The organism is Hippea maritima DSM 10411 (assembly GCF_000194135.1).
Lineage (GTDB): Bacteria > Campylobacterota_A > Desulfurellia > Desulfurellales > Hippeaceae > Hippea > Hippea maritima.
In genome coordinates this window covers 630,203-650,015 of the sequence record NC_015318.1, presented here as the reverse complement: position 1 = coordinate 650,015, position 19,813 = coordinate 630,203, and the positions used below count along the sequence as shown (strand labels likewise).

At 38.6% G+C, this 19,813-nt stretch carries 23 protein-coding genes, 3 tRNA genes and 1 pseudogene; 4 read left to right on the top strand and 23 right to left on the bottom strand.

Going from position 1 to position 19,813, the window contains the following annotated elements; all coding sequences use genetic code 11:
* Positions 1 to 8: 8 nt before the first annotated feature.
* The 21 genes from HIPMA_RS03355 to HIPMA_RS03245 form a co-directional block, all read right to left on the bottom strand.
* Positions 9 to 863: a conjugal transfer protein TraF gene (locus tag HIPMA_RS03355; protein ID WP_013681658.1), complete on the bottom strand. Its 855-nt coding sequence runs from the start codon at positions 861 to 863 to the stop codon at positions 9 to 11.
* A gap of 28 nt (positions 864 to 891) precedes the next feature.
* Positions 892 to 1,386 (bottom strand): signal peptidase I, encoded by a 495-nt coding sequence (gene lepB / locus HIPMA_RS03350; RefSeq protein WP_013681657.1) that lies wholly within the window; start codon positions 1,384 to 1,386, stop codon positions 892 to 894.
* Positions 1,373 to 2,077, bottom strand: a complete 705-nt coding sequence (locus HIPMA_RS03345) for an OmpA family protein (RefSeq protein WP_013681656.1) — start codon at positions 2,075 to 2,077, stop codon at positions 1,373 to 1,375. The genes lepB and HIPMA_RS03345 overlap by 14 nt, the downstream gene beginning before the upstream one ends.
* A complete protein-coding gene (locus HIPMA_RS03340; protein WP_013681655.1) occupies positions 2,070 to 2,798 on the bottom strand; it encodes a hypothetical protein in 729 nt (242 codons plus the stop codon). Before HIPMA_RS03340 ends, HIPMA_RS03345 begins: the two co-directional genes overlap by 8 nt.
* Before the next feature lie 48 nt (positions 2,799 to 2,846).
* The gene (locus HIPMA_RS03335; protein WP_148226553.1) at positions 2,847 to 3,098 is read right to left on the bottom strand and encodes a hypothetical protein; all 252 of its coding nucleotides are present in this window, start codon (positions 3,096 to 3,098) and stop codon (positions 2,847 to 2,849) included.
* Positions 3,095 to 3,406, bottom strand: a complete 312-nt coding sequence (locus HIPMA_RS03330) for a hypothetical protein (RefSeq protein ID WP_013681653.1) — start codon at positions 3,404 to 3,406, stop codon at positions 3,095 to 3,097. Before HIPMA_RS03330 ends, HIPMA_RS03335 begins: the two co-directional genes overlap by 4 nt.
* A gap of 1 nt (position 3,407) precedes the next feature.
* Positions 3,408 to 4,163: a thioredoxin fold domain-containing protein gene (locus HIPMA_RS03325; protein ID WP_013681652.1), complete on the bottom strand. Its 756-nt coding sequence runs from the start codon at positions 4,161 to 4,163 to the stop codon at positions 3,408 to 3,410.
* A gap of 30 nt (positions 4,164 to 4,193) precedes the next feature.
* Entirely contained in the window at positions 4,194 to 4,640 is a 447-nt protein-coding gene (traV, locus tag HIPMA_RS03320; RefSeq protein ID WP_013681651.1) for a type IV conjugative transfer system lipoprotein TraV, read from the bottom strand.
* Positions 4,622 to 5,884, bottom strand: a complete 1,263-nt coding sequence (locus HIPMA_RS03315; protein ID WP_013681650.1) for a TraB/VirB10 family protein — start codon at positions 5,882 to 5,884, stop codon at positions 4,622 to 4,624. The genes traV and HIPMA_RS03315 overlap by 19 nt, the downstream gene beginning before the upstream one ends.
* The gene (locus HIPMA_RS03310; protein ID WP_013681649.1) at positions 5,877 to 7,370 is read right to left on the bottom strand and encodes a TraK domain-containing protein; all 1,494 of its coding nucleotides are present in this window, start codon (positions 7,368 to 7,370) and stop codon (positions 5,877 to 5,879) included. The genes HIPMA_RS03315 and HIPMA_RS03310 overlap by 8 nt, the downstream gene beginning before the upstream one ends.
* Entirely contained in the window at positions 7,367 to 7,939 is a 573-nt protein-coding gene (locus HIPMA_RS03305; protein ID WP_013681648.1) for a type IV conjugative transfer system protein TraE, read from the bottom strand. The genes HIPMA_RS03310 and HIPMA_RS03305 overlap by 4 nt, the downstream gene beginning before the upstream one ends.
* The gene (locus tag HIPMA_RS03300; RefSeq protein WP_013681647.1) at positions 7,936 to 8,202 is read right to left on the bottom strand and encodes a type IV conjugative transfer system protein TraL; all 267 of its coding nucleotides are present in this window, start codon (positions 8,200 to 8,202) and stop codon (positions 7,936 to 7,938) included. Before HIPMA_RS03300 ends, HIPMA_RS03305 begins: the two co-directional genes overlap by 4 nt.
* A gap of 29 nt (positions 8,203 to 8,231) precedes the next feature.
* Entirely contained in the window at positions 8,232 to 8,543 is a 312-nt protein-coding gene (locus tag HIPMA_RS03295) for a hypothetical protein (RefSeq protein WP_013681646.1), read from the bottom strand.
* 44 nt (positions 8,544 to 8,587) lie between these two features.
* Positions 8,588 to 9,064 carry a RuvC family protein gene (locus tag HIPMA_RS03290; RefSeq protein WP_013681645.1) on the bottom strand — a complete coding sequence of 159 codons (477 nt, stop codon included), beginning with the start codon at positions 9,062 to 9,064 and terminating at the stop codon, positions 8,588 to 8,590.
* Positions 9,048 to 9,398, bottom strand: a complete 351-nt coding sequence (locus tag HIPMA_RS09110; protein ID WP_013681644.1) for a DUF7768 domain-containing protein — start codon at positions 9,396 to 9,398, stop codon at positions 9,048 to 9,050. The genes HIPMA_RS03290 and HIPMA_RS09110 overlap by 17 nt, the downstream gene beginning before the upstream one ends.
* Positions 9,399 to 9,418: 20 nt before the next feature.
* Positions 9,419 to 10,159, bottom strand: coding sequence for a DNA-methyltransferase (locus HIPMA_RS09105; protein ID WP_013681643.1), 741 nt, complete (start codon positions 10,157 to 10,159; stop codon positions 9,419 to 9,421).
* A 43-nt stretch (positions 10,160 to 10,202) separates the two neighbouring features.
* A complete protein-coding gene (gene traN / locus HIPMA_RS09385; RefSeq protein WP_013681642.1) occupies positions 10,203 to 12,224 on the bottom strand; it encodes a conjugal transfer protein TraN in 2,022 nt (673 codons plus the stop codon).
* A 4-nt stretch (positions 12,225 to 12,228) separates the two neighbouring features.
* Positions 12,229 to 12,810, bottom strand: coding sequence for an HD-GYP domain-containing protein (locus HIPMA_RS03260; protein ID WP_013681641.1), 582 nt, complete (start codon positions 12,808 to 12,810; stop codon positions 12,229 to 12,231).
* Between the two features lie 240 nt (positions 12,811 to 13,050).
* Positions 13,051 to 13,138 (bottom strand) — tRNA-Leu (locus HIPMA_RS03255).
* A gap of 10 nt (positions 13,139 to 13,148) precedes the next feature.
* Positions 13,149 to 13,223: transfer RNA gene (locus tag HIPMA_RS03250), tRNA-Cys, on the bottom strand.
* 26 nt (positions 13,224 to 13,249) lie between these two features.
* Positions 13,250 to 13,325, bottom strand: a tRNA-Gly gene (locus tag HIPMA_RS03245).
* Positions 13,326 to 13,491: 166 nt separating this feature from the next.
* Here HIPMA_RS03245 and HIPMA_RS09805 point away from each other — a divergent pair.
* Positions 13,492 to 14,287, top strand: a pseudogene (locus HIPMA_RS09805) (methyl-accepting chemotaxis protein); the annotation flags it as partial.
* Between the two features lie 170 nt (positions 14,288 to 14,457).
* Positions 14,458 to 15,156 carry a methyl-accepting chemotaxis protein gene (locus tag HIPMA_RS03235; RefSeq protein ID WP_013681639.1) on the top strand — a complete coding sequence of 233 codons (699 nt, stop codon included), beginning with the start codon at positions 14,458 to 14,460 and terminating at the stop codon, positions 15,154 to 15,156.
* A gap of 34 nt (positions 15,157 to 15,190) precedes the next feature.
* Here the strand turns inward: HIPMA_RS03235 and HIPMA_RS09100 are convergent, their stop codons facing one another.
* A complete protein-coding gene (locus tag HIPMA_RS09100; RefSeq protein WP_013681638.1) occupies positions 15,191 to 15,679 on the bottom strand; it encodes a DUF302 domain-containing protein in 489 nt (162 codons plus the stop codon).
* 114 nt (positions 15,680 to 15,793) lie between these two features.
* Here HIPMA_RS09100 and HIPMA_RS03225 point away from each other — a divergent pair, with 114 nt between their 5' ends.
* A complete protein-coding gene (locus HIPMA_RS03225) occupies positions 15,794 to 17,905 on the top strand; it encodes an LPS-assembly protein LptD (RefSeq protein WP_013681637.1) in 2,112 nt (703 codons plus the stop codon).
* Positions 17,905 to 18,156, top strand: a complete 252-nt coding sequence (locus HIPMA_RS03220) for an EscU/YscU/HrcU family type III secretion system export apparatus switch protein (protein WP_013681636.1) — start codon at positions 17,905 to 17,907, stop codon at positions 18,154 to 18,156. The genes HIPMA_RS03225 and HIPMA_RS03220 overlap by 1 nt, the downstream gene beginning before the upstream one ends.
* On the opposite strand, the gene HIPMA_RS03215 is transcribed toward HIPMA_RS03220, so the two are convergent.
* On the bottom strand, positions 18,144 to 19,688 hold the full coding sequence (locus HIPMA_RS03215; RefSeq protein ID WP_041323944.1) for a sigma-54 interaction domain-containing protein: 1,545 nt from the start codon (positions 19,686 to 19,688) through the stop codon (positions 18,144 to 18,146). The genes HIPMA_RS03220 and HIPMA_RS03215 overlap by 13 nt on opposite strands.
* Positions 19,689 to 19,813 lie beyond the last annotated feature (125 nt).

The window sequence follows — 19,813 nt, the reverse complement described above, 5'->3', positions numbered from 1 at the left end:
CCTCCTTTTTACTGTTCTTCTACCTTTATTTTGAATTTCATATCGGGAGCTACAGGATACTTGTCCACGTCAAATCCACTGTTTTTCTGGAATTGGTATATGCTCCAGTTTTTGGGATTCAACTTGCCTTCAAAATACATAATTCCCCTATAGATATTTCTTTTTATATTGTTTAATGCGATTACGCCCGCAGCTACAGGTATCCACTGGGGGCTACCTTTATGTATTAGTATTATTTCCGGAACGGTTTTTACGTTAAACCTTGCCGCAACGTCATAACGCTGGTTAATATTGATAGGCATAATCTCCCATCCGTCCTCATCCTGTAAATACCGAAGTATTTGGGATTGAATCTCGCAGTACTGACAACCGGGTTTATAAAAGAAAAGTAAGGCGTATTCATCTCTATTGCTCTTCAGAGTCTTATCTACATCGTAGTTCATTAAACCAGTCCTCATCCTGATGCCCGGCGAGTTCTCGGGATAATCCTTATATAAACTCAAGTTGGGGTTTGTTTGCGTAACATAGCCAACAACATTTGAAAAAGCGTAGGCCTTCCGCCTAGCTATATCCTGCAGTATTAGATATTGCTTTACGTTCTGTGGAGTAGGATTTTGCACAGCCTGCCTGAGAGCATATTTCAATAGCTTTTGAAACTTATCAGGATACATATTCCACAACTGCTTATACGTATAAGTTTTCATGGTGAATTTTTCTTCTTTATTTTTATCTTTATTTTTTTCTTTTTTGGGCGGATTCTTATACCAAAACCATCCCTGATAAGGGTTATAGTTATTCACATCCGCCCTAGCAGATATAACTGTTAAAAACAATACAGCTAAAATCAGAACTACTTTCCTCATGACACCCCTCTATATATAGGAGGTTGTGCTACAGTATCGGATAAGCAACCGCCATAACCTCTTTAATAGGAACAAAACCAAAATACCTGCTGTCATAGGAATTTACATCCTTACCAAGAACAAAAACGTATCCGTTAGGAACTACACCATTAAACTTAAAATGATTAATTTTTTCGCCGTCTAAAGCTCTGATTTTTGCAGTGCAGAGATACTGGCCGTTGCAGTAAAACTTCCTGCCTTTAACTGTCAGCCTATCGCCCGGAACACAGGCAACCTGCTTTACAAGGATTATCGTTTTAAACTTTTTCAGCTCATTTTGAATTTCTTTGATATTAGTTTCGTGTATAGGAAACAGCACGTAGTCATGCTTTTTTATTTTTTTAAAATTCTTTGATATGTAAAACAGATGGTAACCTACGCTGTCTGTAGCGGAAAAGGATAAATGAGTTAAAATAAAATGTAGAAAAACTAAAGATACAACAAGAACTGCAGCAGTTATTATCCCTTTTTTACTTTTCCACATAGATTTCCACCCTTCTGCTTTCTTTAGCCGTTTTCAGTGTGTGATATTTTCCAAAAGAAGGCAGAACTACCGCATTAAATCCGTGCCTGTTCAGGAATTGCGCTACGTTTTCAGCTCTCTTGCGCGCTAAAACATTGTTGTATTCTCTACTTCCGGCGCAGTCTGTATACCCCTCAACGTAAAGTTTTTTACTTTTATAGGACTTTAATTTGGAAATTAGTAATACTTTTTGCCGAGGTGTTAAAGTGTAAATATCTAAAGGGTAATACAGTGTTAAAATTAATGTTTTTTTTGCAGTTGTAACATTTGCAACATTTGTGCGATTATTGCTTTTTTTTATTTTAGCAGATCTTGATACTCTTTTTAAAATTACTAATTTAATCATATCATTTAAAGAATAGGTTTTTTGATTAAGCCTATGAACAGCCGTGGGGAGAGACGGAAAAGACCCACGGCTGTCGATAAGCCTAACGCTAGAATGAACTTTCCTGTCTTTTTCTCCCCCTAGAGATCTTGCGCCCTTTACTGCTTTCCATTTCCCCATGAGAAACTGGTTATTCTGAGCATAGTTGACAATGGGCGTTGAAGGATAAGTGTAAGGCTCGCTGTATACTGTAAAAACTCCTTTTGCATTTGCATTCACAACAAAAGAGAGTAAAAATACAAAAACTGTTAAACTTTTCTTAATCAATTTCAGTCTCCTTTCTCACTTTATTTCGTATGCTCGTTACAGCCAGCGTTATTGTCGGCAAAATTACCATCAGCAGCGAGGTCAAAGCGATAAAAACAATGCTTTCAGGTAAAACATTTTTAAACTCCAGTATCCATTTGTAGACGGGGACAAGGTTGGCTTTAGGGAATATCTTATGCACCTGCACGAGGGTGTTATAAACCCTTTCAGGTGTTAATTTAACGAATATCCAATTGTATATAAGGAATACAAGAGACACCTTCAATAAAATGCCAGCAGATAAACCGCCGAAAAGATTGTTTATCATTCCTTTTGACACTGTGCCCACGTAGCATTTATGCAAGCTGCTTAAGAAAATGGCAAAACCCAGAGAAAACCCCATAGCCAGCAAAAAGGCGTATATTTTATCGAAAAATGTAGGTTGAGCATCGCCGAACAGAGGAATTATCTTATCAAGGACTCCTAAAGCTAACGGTGTAAGTAAAGCGGTTACAAAACCGTTGAGCAAGCCGTTTCTAAAACCTATAGCAAAAAAATCAAGCCTTTGTTTTATGGAAAGGAAGTTTTTATCAAGCGGTTCTTCCATGTCTTTTTCCATTGCAGACATGTGCTGAATTTCCTCAATAGCCTGTAAAAGGTTTAAGGGCTTCTGCAGATCGCCCATTCCAGCTACTAATACGGTATCGTTTCCACCACCGCCTTTATCAGCACCCTTCGCCATTACACCGCTCCTTTAATCCAAAATTTAACATTCAAAATTCAACATTTTTTAGAACACACTTCCCAGCAACCCGCCAGAATAAGCAAAAAACAGCGATATAAGTAAAAACGACACAAACGCCTGCACGTTTTCCCTGCGGAATAACATCCAGAAAGCTAAAGCGAAAAACGCCACGCTTAAAATCTTTGCTCCAACGCCCCTAAATATCGTTGCAAAAAGCATGGTTATGAACGAGGAATACTTTTCTGGCGACATGTGAGATAAAGGATTTAAAAAATCAAGAAAACTACAAACCATCACTTCGCGCCTCCCTGTTTCTGGTGGTTTTTCAGGCTAATGTTAATTACTTTCCCTCTTAATACGCATCTGCCGGCCAATACTACGGCATTTTTAGGTTGTTTTTTAACCACCAGCAGTCCTCTTTTGAGGTTATCTTTAAGCTGTTGCTGATTTATCTTGCCTACGATAAAAAGTTTTTCCTGCTGATTAAGGAAGTCATTGAAGTTTATCGCCACAATTTTAGGTGCGAAGTGCCTGTGATAGTAATAAAGAGAACCGACACTCACTATGAGCGATACAATCAACGACACTATAATGTTTTTTAACATTTTAACGCCCCAAATCTTTCAATATCACCTTTGGCTGATAACCAAGTATGTAGTCGCCATTGTCTGTGATTATTGTTGGTGTACCCTGCACTCCCAAAGAACGCCCTATATCAATTGACTTGTCTATGTAGTTTTTAGCCTTATCACAATTAGTATCACCCTCGTAATTGTCGTTTAAATAGTCTTTAAATGTCTTATGAGAGCAGATAAACCCCTTTATATCATCTACGGCAGGCTTGCCGTGGACAGGAAAGAAAACAAGCTTTATGCCAAAGTTGTGTTTTTGAGCCAGTTTAGTAAGCTCAGACTTTGCTTTCTCGCAGTATGGACATAAGGGATCTACAAAAAAATACACGTATTTTTTAGCCTTAGGGTTGAACTCTGCCACTACAAGATTTTCCAGGTCTTTTTTGTATGTTTTAAATTTATTCTTTAAAAGATTACTTCGAACCTTCCAGATTTGCCTCTCGGTTATCTGCTTGCGGTGGCTGAACATGTCTCCTGCAACAATAAAGTCCTTAGTGGCATAAACAGGCACCAGTTCGCCTTTTATATCTAAAATCATTTCGCACAGCCCGTGAACATCCCTTACGGACATGATTCTATAAGGCGGCATGGGCACATGCTCGTTGAGGTTTATGCCTTTACATACCGACGGGATTTTATTTTGTGCAAAAGCATTGGGAGAACCGTACACTGCAGTAGCAGCTACTACAATGGCTGTTGCCAAAGCCGCATTTCTAACTGCTTTTCTCATGCTTTACTTCTCCTTTCAATTACTTAAAATCTACTGACTGAATACCCATTTTGGCTTACCGGTGAAAAAGTAAACATACCTTTCCATCTCAAGTTCGTTTTGACTGTTTACATAAGGTAAAATCAACACTCTCATAACTGTTGGTGGAACAACTATGGGTGTTTTAGGCTGTTTTACAAGTTTTCTTATTTTGGCTAATAACTGCTGTTTATATATATTCACTGATTTTGTGCTGTTCTGAACAGATTGGGTATTTATAGACATCCTCTTTAACTCCTTTTGTGCTTTTGTGGGTTGCCCGTCGGTATTGTGTATGCTCTCGTTGTAGGCCTCAGGTAAGGATACACATTTACCTTTGTAGTATTTAGGGCAAGAAAAGTTGGATGAGTAAGGATTCATTACAGAGGTACAAGAACTCAATACAAAAGCTATAGCTGGTAGTAATAAAGCTGTTTTTATTAATCCTGATCTTTGCATTTTTTGCCTCCAACACACACGTTTTTAATATTCAGCATAACGCCTTTGGATATAACCACAGTAACTCGCCTCGTTGCGCCTACCTCAATAACAGGTAGAGTTTGACCGGCAAGCTTCATATAGAAATCCGCAAGTTTTTTAGTGGCTTGAGATATTCCACCTCCTAAGGCAGATCTTGCTACATCGCTGGATTTTACCGTCGATGAAGTGCCAAGCGTCGAAGTGTAAGTGCTTGCAGCCGAAGTCTGAACGGCATTGCCAAAACCGGTCAAAAAACCAGCCAGAGCTGCCCTTGCAAGAACAGATCCCATTTTAGAAACAACCCTGCCCCGCAGGCCAATCTTACCGTCCGAGCCCACAACAAAACCCTTCACGGGCTGGTCAATTACTGCCTGCCCACTTTTTGCTATACAGGACAGGCTAACAAGGCGGAGCATAACTCTTTCAGAAGCCAGGTTGCCAAAACCTTCGGCAATGATAAAGCAGCCTTTTAAGTTTGCGCGCACGCGGTTAGGCAGAATAGCTGGCGCGCGCACGCGCAGCAAGACAGGAACGGGGTTGCTTTTTGCTCCATTCATAGTCGGAGCATCAAGGCCACTCAAGAGGCTTGCCTCCATAAAAGAGGGAGGTAAATAAACTCCCTCGGTTGGTTTCTTTTTTTTTAATGATTTATCTATAGATGATTTGGCAGCGTTTTGGTTTTCGGCTATGCCGATGCCGCCGATAATTTGCGGCTCAGGTTGCATATTGCGTTTGTTGATATTACCGTTCTGGGAGGCAAGCCCGCCGGCAAAGTTGCGAGCGAGCTGGGGAGACTTAAAAGGAGGTGTGTTTGTTGGTTTGTTGGGAGAGTTTCCTTGTTTGTTGAGGGAAAGTTTATTGGTTTGTTGTTTGTTGGTTTGTTGCCTTTTGGCGACTTGCTGCTGAAGTTTTTGTAGCCTTTTCTCAAATTCAGTAAGTTTATGATTAACATTGTTGTTTATGTTTTTCTCAAGAATACCGGGTTGAAGGGTGATTTTTACAGGCTTTTCGATAGATTCTACCTGCCGTTGCTGTTCGTTATTACTATTATGGGACAGGTAGTAGCCTGTTATAGCAAGTATGATTATGATTAGAGCCGAGAGCATTATGCTTAGCTGGTGCTTTGTTTTGGGATCGAGTTTATCCCAAATGGATTTTATCAGGTTGGTGGTTTTCTCTTTTTTGTTCTCAGGCGTTTTCTTTGCGTTGTTTTTATCACTCATTATCACCCTCCCCTGCAACGATCAACAGGTAAACAGGCTCGTCTTTTGACACCTTAAAGCCCGTTAGGGATATAGCTTTTGGATGTCTGGCAAGCTTTGTGTTTAAAAAGTCTGTTTCTGATATGCTGATCGGTGTAGAGCCTGTTATTTCATATTCTTTAAGGTTAAAGCCTGTGCCTTCTATTTTTACTGTTGTTATTAATTTTGCTGTTAAGCCGTTAGGTAAAATTATCGGCTTTGGATTTTGAGGGTGAGATACATCCCACGTATCTGGAATGTCATTTTTATATACGGATTTAATTATCTTGATTATTTTCTTTTCGTAAGGGAGCTGTGAAAACATGTTTTCGTTCGCCTGTATCTTTTTGAGCGTGCCGCCAGAGAGCCTTATTGTTCTACCAGCCACCTGGCTGGGCTTAAGAATAAGCGTATAAACGGCATCCTGAGTTACAATATAGACCTCTGAAGGCTCTTGAATGTAATCATACGTACCGTCGGGGTTTGCTTTTATAACAAACTTTATAAAAGCGTTTTTACCAACGTAGTTAACCATTAACCCCTTTTCTTTTGAATAAACAATGTCTTTGATGGGTTCCGGGCTAACTATTCTGTTGACGTCAACATTACTGACTTCAACTTTTGTAATAACGTCGGGATTGATAAAAGTGTCGGGCAGCACTTTTAGGACCTTTTTCTTTAGATGAGTATATCTTGGTGGAGGTGGAACTCTATACATTGAAGAGTAAACTTTATAAGCTGGCTCGCTGGGGTTATAGGGGTTATAGATGTTAGATTTTGGGTGTTGGTCAAACTTAGGTTGGCTTGCTGGGTTAGTTGAGGAAAACCCCTTTTTTGGTTTAGGCATGCAAACATGACCGCTGTTTTTATGAGCTGAACAGGACTTTGGATGGAGAGCGGTGATGTATGGTTTTGTGGCGTTATCTTTTTTATTACTATGTTTTGTATTATTATCGACCAGCTTAACGGCGGGCTTTGATATCGTTTTTAGTTCTTTCTGTTGAGCTTTTAATTTCTTTAAAAACTCCTGCTCCTGTCTCAGCTGCAGGTCAGCGGGGTTAACCTGAGATTGAGGCGGGTCAGTGAATACAACTTTAAGCGTGTTGTTGTCGTCGGTTAGCTTTGGTTTAAATTTTTTAGAGTCAATATGCACCGTCACTCTTAGAAAAGGAACATGGTAAAGTTTTTCAGTGTCAAAGTAATGCCATGCAGTAACTACCTTTTTGATAACTGAATTTTTAGGTTTATACACGTGTGATTTTGTGTCAAATACATGATCAGGGGCGACTATGTCCACGACATAAATGTCTGAATGTTTCAAGTCCCCGGGTGTTAATATTTTATATTCTATATTGCCTGTATGTTCTATCGTAACTGTGTTGTTATCCACCGACACACTGTTAACTGTCCCGGCATAAGAGGGTAATGAAAATGCAAGTAATGCAAATAACGCCAGTCTTTTTTTCACTTTCCTGCCTCCTTTTGGACTCTACCGAATGAAGTTATAAAGAACCTGCCGTTCTGTACCTTGTAGCCTATTTGATACTCTCTTGTTTCTTGAGAAAGAAGCGAGTTGGCAGAATATGTATAATTCATGCCTATAACAACTATTTTTCCTTTTTTGGGGTAGAGTTTTATTTCGTTTATGTAAAATACGTTTGATATGTTGCCTGCCGCCTCAAGTCTATCCGCAAGGTTGTAAAACACCTGCTGGTATTCCTTAAAAGAAGAGGGGGCAAAGAGGGTTAGGAGTTCCGCAAACTGCCCCCTTGCCGTGGCGGAGGTGTAATCAAGCGCAAGGGAAACCACATACCTCGTCATTTCGTCAAAGTAAGATTTGCTTGGCCTGTCGCCTATAAAAACCATTTTTGAATGAACCTCAGGTGGAAGAAGAACAATCTTCTCTCTTGTTACAATCCTGTCAATATAATAAAAGCTAAACACAATAGCGACAGCCATAACTACTATAACGAATTTTAAAAGTCTGTTATTGTGTTTTGCATTGGCAAGCTCGTTCATATAAATTTTAAATCTCATTCTCGGAACTCCCTCTCAAAGTATGTAGGATAACGATTAAAGTTTATGAGCCCTATAAACCACAAAAGATGAAAAATAAAGCCCCTTGGATATCTCTTTTTAAACTTAGAATAACCGTAGGGAACAGCAATCATTAAGATCCAGAAGATATATCCGTAGATCATTGCAAGGGTAAAGAATATCATCATTATAGAGAACTCGTCAGCTTCCCACCATAGAACTTGAATCGGCCTGTATAAATATCGTGGACAGTAGTTCTTCATTGTCCGCCTCTCTTTTTTGTTTTTTTGTGTTAGACGATAGCTCCCAGAGAAGACACAATAGTATCAGCTTTTAGCATTGCAGCGCCGCCAAGTATTGCAGGGACAGCAGTTAAAACTCTTCCCTGAACTGCAGCTATTGCCCCAAACACAACAGCGCCAACCCCACCAACAAAGCCAATGGGGCCTTTCAAGATGCTGTTTACCCCTACGTCGTATACATCATAAGCGAAACTACCAGAAGCTGGTGCTGTTATGGCGTGTGCTGCTGGAATGTTTAACAAAACCCCCATGCCAATAAAAATTCCCAATACCACAAAGTCAAGAAGTCCGAACTTCTTCATACTCATACCCCCTTAACGAGTTTTTTGGGCTCTTTTACACCTCTCTATATATAGAGAGGTGTGTTACAGTTTTGCTGAGCCTGCAGTGAGTGAATACGATTCGCATAATCGCCTATGCAGATAGCATCTGCAACATCGCTGTCTTTGACTTTCTCCTTTGCAATCTCCGAAGCCGCCAGGCGAGATGCATTTTTTCTTTGTTCTCTTTTTGATTTTATGTGCACGCCGAGCATTGTTCTTTGCCACTTCTGGGGCGGAACGACGATGCAGTTTGATGCGTTGTATATACGTGCAAGGGTTAAAACGGTAGCTCGAATTTCAACCAGAGCCTTGAGCGTTCTGACGTTGAGGTTGAGATATTGATCCTCAATCACAAAAATATAGTTTTTTATATTCAGCGCTGAGAAAAAACCTTTGAGCTTGTCAAAAGTGGATTTGACTTTGTATGTTGCAATCAATTTTCCGTCTTTATATAAAGCAAAAGCGCAATGTTTTGTGCCGGGATCACACGCCAAAATCAAAGAAAACCTCCTTTTCTATATGTTTTATTGGTATGCCCATTTTTTGGGCGATTTCTATTTCTTCTCTCATGCCTTCTGATATCTCGTCGCCAAAAACCCAGAGCTCGTCAACTATACCGCTCTCAAGGAGCTTTCTGTCGTTTTCCAGGCCTTTTCTGCGCTCTTCCTCAATGCCATCACACAAAGCTAAACAATCAGCAAAATAGTTAACAAGCGGGACTACCTCAGGCATGGTAAGGTTTATTGTGCGAACGATTTTTAGTATATTTTTCAGGTTTTTGATCTTATCATCTGCGCTATTACCTCTAATCGGATGACAAATATAAACAAACATACCTTCTACCTCCTAAAAACCTAACATCCAAAGCCTATTAAAGGCTTTATACTTGCGAATCGCCTAATTCTCTCTTTTGCTATCTGACAGTATTCTGGTTGAATTTCTATCGCTACCCATCTTCTTCCAAGTCTCTCAGCTGCGGCGGCAGTTGTGCCTGAGCCTGCAAAAGGATCGAAGACTATGTCATTTTCGTTTGTGGACACATAGATTAGGTACTCAATTAGTTTTAGAGGCTTTTGGTGAATGTGATAGCGTTTATCGAGTGTGTAGTTTGATTGGGGTTGAGGGAATTCGAGCACGTCAGAAAGGTGGTCTTTTTTGAGTAAGTGAGGTTTGCCTTTGTGGAAATTGAGGATTTGCTCATAAGTTGAGGTAAAGTCGTAAGTTCTCTTTTTTGTTCCACCGGCAAGATTTTTCTTATACCATATCAGGGTTTGATGCAGGTAAAAGCCGTTGTTTTCAAACCATTTGGCAACGTCTATGAATGTTTTTTGAGCAGTGAAAACATAGGCCCTTGAGTTGTCTTTTAAACTACCGTAAAGAAAACTTGATACTTCATCAACGTTGTAGAATTCGTCTTTGTAGTTAATGCCGTTTCTCTCGTTCGAACCAACGCCATAGGGCGGGTCGGTGAGTATAAGATCTATGCTTTCTTGAGGTATGCAAGGCAGCAACTCCAGGCAATCGGCGTTATAAAGAATGCCGTTTGCCGTCTCATAGCAACGATACTCTTTCGGAAAACTTTCTTTCCAATCCATAACACCCCTCCTCCTATATATAGGGAGGGGTGTTACAGTTTTTTTACCTGGTGTTATTGTAAAAGTTTTGTATGTTATCCTGAGCTTTTTGCTGTATTTCTCCTTGTTTTCCGGCTACTTTCTTGGCAACATCCCCAAAATACTCACTCAAATCTATTTTATTAAAATCAAGCATTTGAAACTCCTCAGGTGTAAACCCACGACAGTTAGGGCTTTCGGGGTCTCCCCAATCACCGGAATATCCAAAACTGGCTAACTGCGGTCTTCCTTGTTCCTGAATTATTCTACCAAGCTTAGAATGAAAACAGCAGTAAACTTTTTTGTGCTGTAGGCAGCCCAATAGTTTTACATGCCATGAGCAGTATTTTCCTACATAATGGCAAACACCAGATTGAACAAATTGATCTGTTTTTGCGTCCTCTTTGTTGCACTGCGGCAGTATCATTAAAACTTTACCCTGCTTTTTATAAGCCTCGGAACAGCAGTTGGTAAACATCGTTTGCAGGCCTGCCGTTCTGCACTCGTAGGGTTTGCCGTTGAAGATGTAAACGGTTCCTAGGCAGTTGCCATTGTCGTCGCGCTGTCCATCATTAGTGTAAGATGATAAGTCAGCCTGAGTAGTCTCAGAGTTGCCTGGATCACCTAAATCCACGCAGGAATGAGGAGAACAATAATTAGCGCCGTTGTAAGGAAGGCAGGAGTAATCACCGCTGGGACAGGTGTTGTCTCCCTCATAGCATTGATTGTTATCAGAGTCAAATGTTCCATTGTCGCATTGAGGAGAGGCTTCGCAGAGGTTGTCAGTGGAGTTGTAAGTATAACCTGAGGGGCATATATAGTTAGCCTCACATTTATCAGTTGAACCATCTAAACTGCCTCCAGAAGGACAGGAAGCTGCTTGATAGCAAGTTGAGCCTGAAAGAGTCCAGCCGGATGGGCAGGTGTAACCTAAAATCGGAACCCATTGACCATAGCTCCAACCAGAATCATAGCTATGCAACCTAGCTCTTATACCCCCATTAGATATATCTAAACAAATAATATACGAAGTAGAATTACCACCACATGTAGAACCATCACTGTAGATAGGTTGCCAATTACTGGTAAATGAACGGGTAGAACCAATAGAAGAATCCCAAGAAGTAAACCTAACTCTTATGTTATCATTAGATGTATCTACGCAATAGTAATCGCCGTTCAAACTTACGCATGAAGATCCACTACCACCAGATATATCTACCCAACTGCCATAATGATAATTATAATCACCAAATGATGTATCTCTTACATTAACTCTTATCTTTCCATTAGATAGTTCTATGCAAAAATTAAAATAAAATGTTTTCCCAAAAAAATTATTATACCATGCTCTTGTAGTGCACGAAGTTCCCCCACCACCACCAGACTCACTCGCCGCCATCTCACACCTATCTGTGCTTGGATTGTATGTGCTTCCACCTGGGCAGGTAGGATTGGCGACACATTTATCTCCGCTCGCCGTATAACCACTAGGGCATGCAGGCCCTGTTTGAGAAACACACTTATGCAGGGTTGGGTCAACCGTTCCACCGCTTGGGCAGGTGGGATCACCGTAAGTTGCAAGACAACGCTCCATATCAATAGGGCATAAGTGATCCCCGCCGTCAATATCATAACATTGCTTTGCGTCTGAAGGGTCATTACTGTCATTGGAACACCACCATCCAGAAATTGCCGTTCCGTTATCCGGCTGGCCACCATCAATGACTGTAGGCTGCGTCACACATTGACCATTCTGCAAAGTGGAATTATCAGGGCAATTAGCCTGAATATAGCACACACTATTTTCTCTGTCATAATTCCATCCAGGTGAACACGGCGTATCACCAGATGAGGGCTGCTCTTCGCATCTGTTTGTAGCTGAATTATAACTGCTTCCAGTGGGGCATTGAGGCTGAGTGTAACACGTCGAGTTATCGCTTGAAAGGGTAAATCCATAAGGGCATGTGTACTCAGATGAATAAGACACCAACGGTATTACCAAAAACAACAATACAACCAAAAATGGTATCGCTTTTCGTATCATCTTCTCACCCCGCTGTACTGAGTATTGTTATTTTGGTGACAGATTTTTTTAATACTTCCCGTGCCACATCAGAAGAATAACCGTGTAAATCCAGATAACCTCCGTAAAGCTGTAGCGCTATTTCAATAGCATCATTATCCGACATTGTCTTTCTGTATGGTCTATCGCTTACACACGAGTCAAATATGTCGCTAATTGAAATGATCGCGGACTCAACCGGTATGTCTTTCACTCCGTAATATCCTGACCCGTCGGGCTTTTCATGATGCAGGTAAATCAAATCCAGTATGCTTGGCGAACCCTCAAGAAGTAAATCCTTTCTCTCAGGCATCATTTTCAAAACTATTTCAACGCTCTCTTTGGGATGTTTTTTAATCTCTTCCCAGTCTTCTTCACTTAACTCTGGTTTTGTAAACAAATCATAGTCCCACTTATACTTCCCGTAGTCGTGAAAGTAAGCGGCAAACACGACTTTTCTAGGGCTAATACCAAAGGCCCTGCAAAGGGTATTGGCGTAATAAGCGACGAGATTCCCGTGCAGCCTCACGTATGTGTGCATAAAATCAAAACCACCAACACTAACCATGACCATTCTCCTTTTTACGTGTTCTCGCCTCTCTTTTTTACCGCCTCTCTATATTAAGAACTTGTGTTACAGAATTTTTTGAGAAGATATGAAATATATTTTAACCGTTGCGAGGGGGTTTGGTAGTTCAGGAGGTCAACGCATGGGGGTTTGATTGCCCGAAATGTGTCCGAAGAAAAAAAGCAATAAAAAAAGCCAACCTCAGATTTAACTGAGATTGGCTTAATTAAAGGCTTTAAGTGGTGCCGAGGGTGGGAATCGAACCCACACGGGACATAGTCCCAAGGGATTTTAAGTCCCTTGCGTCTACCAATTCCGCCACCCCGGCAAGATGAAATTGGAGGCGGCACCCGGATTCGAACCGGGGATCAGGGTTTTGCAGACCCGTGCCTTAGCCACTTGGCTATGCCGCCTTGATTGTTTTCTGCGTAAATAAAAATGGAGCGGGAAACGGGACTCGAACCCGCGACCCCGACCTTGGCAAGGTCGTGCTCTACCAACTGAGCTATTCCCGCTCTTGCTGAAGCCTAATATAGTAATTTTTTTGCGTTTGTCAATAAAAAAATTAGACGTGCCAAAATAGCTGTTTCAAAGTAAAAAACACAATAGCTGTTCTTGACTTTTACGAGTTTTTCTGTACTATATGGGGGAGGTAAATTTTAAGCATGCGGAGGTAAGCTCATGCTATTTAAGCTATTTAGCTTTACAACCATCACATTTATACTTTATGTTATTTTCGGTATAATTTCTTATGTATTTTTCAAAGATGCGCTCACAAATCATTTCCTGTTGTTTTTTATAGGCGCTTCTGTCCTTTTTGCAGCAGCAAATTTTGCCTACTACTATTATCAGTTGATATCAAATGTGGAAAAAATAAACAGGCAATTTAAGGATATTATATCAGATGAAAGGATAGACCTATTAAAAGAGATAAAAACGCCCTCTGTGCCATTTGTTGAAACATTTATGAAGAAATTCAAAGAGCTTATAAATACAACAATAGGTAACCTTATCACGGCTGCAGGAAAAGCCAGTGTATTTAATGCTAAATTTAATTTCGAACTCAAGAAAACAATTACCGCAATAAATGAGAATATGGAACAGTTTGATGCCATAAACTCAACAATGAAAGATGCATCTTATGCTATTACGGATATATCAAAGAATGTTGAGGATTTTAGCAATTTCATGAGTGAAATTGAACAGGCAGCAAAAGAAGTCCTATTAATCGCTGAAAATGTAGAAACAGCCATGGAATCCAATGTAGAAATGATGGAGGACGGAAAACACTTAATTAATGAGCTTGGGGATAATCTAAAGAACATATCAAACATAGTAAACGTTATAAATGATATAGCAGACCAAACAAATCTTTTGGCTTTAAATGCCGCTATTGAGGCTGCCCGTGCTGGTGAGGCTGGACGCGGCTTTGCCGTTGTTGCTGATGAGGTGAGAAAGTTAGCAGAAAAAACGCAATCAAACGCACATGAAATATACGAAATGATAAACACAGTAAGTGTTAATGCAGAAAAGCTAATAGACCAAAACTTGTAGATTGCCTCAAAGATAAAACAAAGCGGAGAGGAGACCGCAAAGATAAAGAATACATTTGAGAATGTAGTAGGAGAGATAGAAAAGGCATCCCAAATGCTTTCAAATATAACAGCTGCTGTTGAGGAACAGTCGGCATCGATTGAAGAGGTAACCCAAACTGTTACAACAGTAACGCACTCTACACGTGAGGTGGTAAGCAGCTTGAATGAGGTTGCAAATCAGAGCGTTGATTTAACCGAGGTATCAAATCAGGCATTTAAGATGCTTCAGAAACTAAAGTTAGACCATCCAATGGAGGATATATATAAACTCTTAAGGCAAGCAAAAGAGGAGATAGAAGATACAATCAATAATGCAATCAAAAACGGCGTAATATCATCATCCGATATATGGGATAGAGATTACAGGCCTATTCCAAACACAAATCCACAGAAGTATGAAACAAGATTCACAGACTTTATTAAAAAATATATTCAGCCTATTGAGGACAAGTATCTGGCCAAAAATAACAAATTTAAGTACTTCTTGTTAGTGGACAACAATGGCTATGCAGCAGCCCATAACTCAATTTACGATAAGCCTCTAACAGGTGATTATGAAAAAGACTTGATAAATAATAGGTCTAAGAGAAAATTTGATGACCCGGTAGGTCTTGCCTGCGCAAGAAATACAGAACCACTCTTGGTTCAGACATATTTGAGGGACACAGGGAATGCAATGTATGATATGTCTGTTCCTATTTATGTTGAAGGCAAACATTGGGGAGGCTTAAGGACTGGAGTCGAAGTTTAAAAAGATCAAAACCCGGGCTAAAAACCCGGGTTTTTTATGCAAAAATCCGCTCAAACATCCTCTTTTCTGTCTCTTCCACCTCAAGCATCATCTCTCTTATCGTTCCTGTAAACATCTTTGACATTAACCCTATATTTATTTTTGCTATATAGACTTTTCCATCTGTTTTTTCATTTACCGCCCATGAGCATGGCATAATACCCATCATAGCTGGATTTACATTTATAACTTGGGCAGCAAGTTTTGCGTTGCATAAAAAATAAACCATAATTTTGTTTATGTCTTTTACCTCAATATTTCTACTTTCAAACACCTTATAGAAATCCCACTTGCCGAAAGGAAAGCCCCACCCTTCATCTGCAAATTCAGGCACAACCTTTTCTATGGCACTGCAAGTCTCCTCGAAACTCTTAGGGCTTACAATCTCTTTAACCATCTTGGTCTGAAACAGCTTAAGAAAAGTAAAACCAACTGAAGTTGAGCCAAGCAGTGTACCACCCAGAAAACTTTTAAAATCAAACATAGCAACCCCCCTAAAACTTAATTAAATTTTAATTAATGATAATTAAATAAGAACATAATTTCAACATAAATTTATCTATTGCTTAAAATCCATTTTTTTAATATACTCAAAAGCATGAGAAAAGCAGTTTTCCTTACTTCTCTTTTCTTGTTATTGTTTATACAAATAACCGCATTTGCAAGCGACAGCGTAGTGCATATTAAGGCAAATCATGTCTCTTATAACAAGCAACTCAACACATACTACGCTTACGGAAGCTGCCTAATATATGATGAAAATTATACTCTTAAGGCCGATAAGGTAAGCTATAATACAAAAACATCTATAGCTACGGCAAAGGGCAATGTTATATTGACTGATAAGAAGAATAACTGGATAAAAGGCAAAGAAGCTGCACTAAATTATTCAACCTACAAAGGGTACATAAAAAATGCGGTTTTATTTTCAAAAAATAACGGCGTAGGCATGTATATAAGGGCTAAAAAGATAATAGTATATTCGAAAAATAGGTATTTTATAAAAGACGGCATAATAACAACCTGCAAATGCCAAGATTTTATAAACTTTAAAGACGACAGCTCTCCAAAATGGTCTATAAAAGCCCATAAAACCTATGTAGTAAAAGGGGATTATTTGTTTGCATACCCGGTCATTTTCAAGGCTAAAAAGATGCCAATATTTTTTTCGCCATTTTTTTATAGAAATCTAGATAAAAGAAGAAAAACAGGGTTTTTGATGCCACAGATAGGCTCATCAAATATCAATGGATTTGAGTATATTCAACCGTTTTTTATAAATTTATCACCATCTCAAGACATAACCCTATATCCATTTACATATTCAAGGAAAGGCAATGGAGTTAAAGGGCAATATAGATTCTATTGGACAAAACACTCAAAGGGAGAATGGAACATAACGATATTTAAAGAGAAGGTGCCATACGAAAGTGAAAAGAATAAAAAAACAAGGATAAACATAAAGGCAAATCAATATGCCGATTTTGGAAACTATGGCATATTTAAATATGATATCAACCTGGTCAATCATAAAAACAACCTAAGGGTTATAAATGCAAACAATATAAAAATGACTTCAGATAGATACACAACATCAAAAGCCTCCTATTACATCTCTAAATCCAACTACTACTTATCGCTCTATAGTGAATACAATCAAGACTTGATATCTGAAAATAATAGAGAAACACTCCAGAAACTTCCCTCACTCAGAATAGGAATAATAAACAAAAAACTATACAAAAATCTAACACTGGACTTCTCAGAGTCGACTACAAATAACTTTAGAATAAAAGGCAATAGAGGCATTTCATCAGATACAACGGCATTTTTATCATATCCTGCAAAAATATCTTATTTTAATTTTACGCCAAAAGTAGGGATACACCAGCTTTATGCCCGTTGGGAAAACGCTCCAGATAATGAAAAGTTTACAAGAAGATCGTTTATACCAGACTACATACTATCAACAAGTACAACAATAGACGGCATATTTTTAAACAACAATACAGAAGGTTTTAAGGGCATAAAACACTCTATAAAACCTACATTGAAATATGAATACATCCCTGACCGAGACCAATCAAAATTTCCCGATTTCGTAAGCACCTATAGCAAAACAAACCAAATCACCTTCACATTTGAAAACAGTTTAACTGCAAAATATTTAAGCAATCAGTCACCTGTCTACAAAAATATGCTCTATAACAAGTTTGAGGTTAAATACGATTTTTCCCATAACTACCATACACCTTTTCCACCTGTTTATGAACAAACTATTATAAAACCATTTAATTTTTTAACTATAAACAGCCAAGCACACTATTTTTTCAAAAAACATGTCTTCACAGATTCAAGCGAGGATGTAGACATAAATATAAAAAGGTTTGGATTCAGTTTTGGACATACTATGGCAAGAGATAGTAATTACAATTTAACAGATGATACTATTAAAGGAAAAGTATATATCTATCCTGTAAAAAGCCTTTATCTTTATACATCTGCACAAAGAAGCACCATCCATAATTATTTTCCATCAAGAAAAATTGGCTTCTTATACCAGGAAGATTGCTGGGGGATTGGCCTTGATTTATACTTCAACAGGGAGTCTGAAGAGCAAGAGGACGGCTCCTACAAAACAGTATTAAATAAAGGCTTCTGGATTACCCTAAACCTAACAGGATTATTTACAATTAAAAAGCAATATTAATGGATAAAGACAGCAAAAAAGCCGTAGCCCTAAGGTATAAAAATCAAGAGGATAATGCGCCTAAAGTTGTGGCAAAAGGCAGAGGCTTTTTAGCAGACAAAATAGAAAAAACAGCAAAAAAGCATAGTATATACATAGAAAAAGACCCCCTTTTAGCTGAAAGTCTCTATAAGGTTAAATTAAATGAGGAAATACCAGAGGAACTTTACGAGGCTGTAGCTAAAATTTTAGCCTACATCTACAGTTTTTGAATCTTTATGTCATATTTTTTTATTCTGTAATCAAGCTGTCTTATTGTATATCCTAACAGTCTTGCGGCTTTTGATTTAACATAGCCGGTTTTTTTTAAGGCATCTTGAATCTGCTGCTTTTCTATAGACTCTATTGTTGATGGCATATCCGAAAAACCGACTTTATCTGTTATCTCCTTCTCAAACTCAATATCCTCTTTCAAATAATCCGGTAAATCCTCAGGGGTTATTCTTTTATCATTCATTACAATCAATCTTTCTATGGTGTTTTCAAGTTCTCTTATATTTCCAGGCCATCTATAGTTGATTAAAATCTTCATTGTAGGATTATCTACCGAAAGCCTTTTTTTGTAACGCTCACCAAATTTTCGTAAAAAATAATCAACTAAAATAGGTATATCTTCTTTTCTTTCTCTCAAAGATGGAATATGGAGTGGTATAACGTTTATCCTATAAAAAAGGTCTTCCCTAAAATGCCCTAAGCTAACAAGTTTTTTTATATCCTTGTTTGTGGCAGCAATAATTCTAACATCTATAGATATTGTCTGTTCACTTCCCAATCTTGAAATCTCTTTATCCTGTAAAACATTTAACAATTTCGCCTGCAAACTCAAAGGCATGTCGCCTATTTCATCCAAAAAAAGTGTTCCCCCATCTGTAAGTTCAAACTTACCCTTTTTTCTTGAAATAGCACCGCTAAATGCACCTTTTTCATATCCAAATAATTCACTTTCTAAAAGATTTTCTGGGATAGCTGCGCAGTTTATTGTAGCAAACGGCTTGTTTTTCCTTAAAGACAATTTATGGATAGTTTTAGCTATTAGACTCTTACCTGTTCCAGATTCTCCTGTAATCAATACAGTAGAATCTGTAGCAGCTACTTTTAGTATCATCTTTTTGAGATTTGAAATAGCATCAGAAACGCCTATTATGTCATTTAGAGCTATGGAGTCCTTGCTTAGATTACTTAGAAGCAACTCCTTTTCTTCTTCCCAATACTTACGCTCCTCCTCCATTCTCTCATACATCTTCTTTGTCAAGCCTATTAAAGTAGCTAAAGTTGAGAGCATCTTAACAGCATCATCATGGGAAAACTCCCTATCCTTTTCCTTATACACACAGAGAACTCCAAACTTTTCTCCGCCTACCTTTATAGGGACACCCAAAAACACAAGCTCTCTATCTACCCTCTTTGCTATCTTTGTTTTATTAAGGTATTTAGGATTGGTTTTTATGTCGTATATAACAGCAGGTATCTCGTTTTTGAATATACTTCCTATAATACCTTCTCCCTTTTTAAATATACCCCTTGACACCTCTTTCTTGGTCATACCAAAACTTTCGGTTATTCTTAAGTTTGCGCTTTGTTCATCATAGAGGGCAACAAAAGAGATTGGGGCATCCCAATAGGAATATAATATCTTCAATATCTCTTTTAACGCCTCATTTAATGAATTTTTTTTACTTAAAATTTTACTAACCTCGTGTATAATTGATAGGTAGCCTTCTTTGATACTTATACGCGCCATCATGTTTGCAATTCTACATTTTTGTAAACAAAATTGCAATCAAAAAATACATATCTATCTTGAATTTTCGTAAATCTGCTATTGCAACAGTAACGGAACAATAGTTGCTTAAAATAAATCAAATTTGG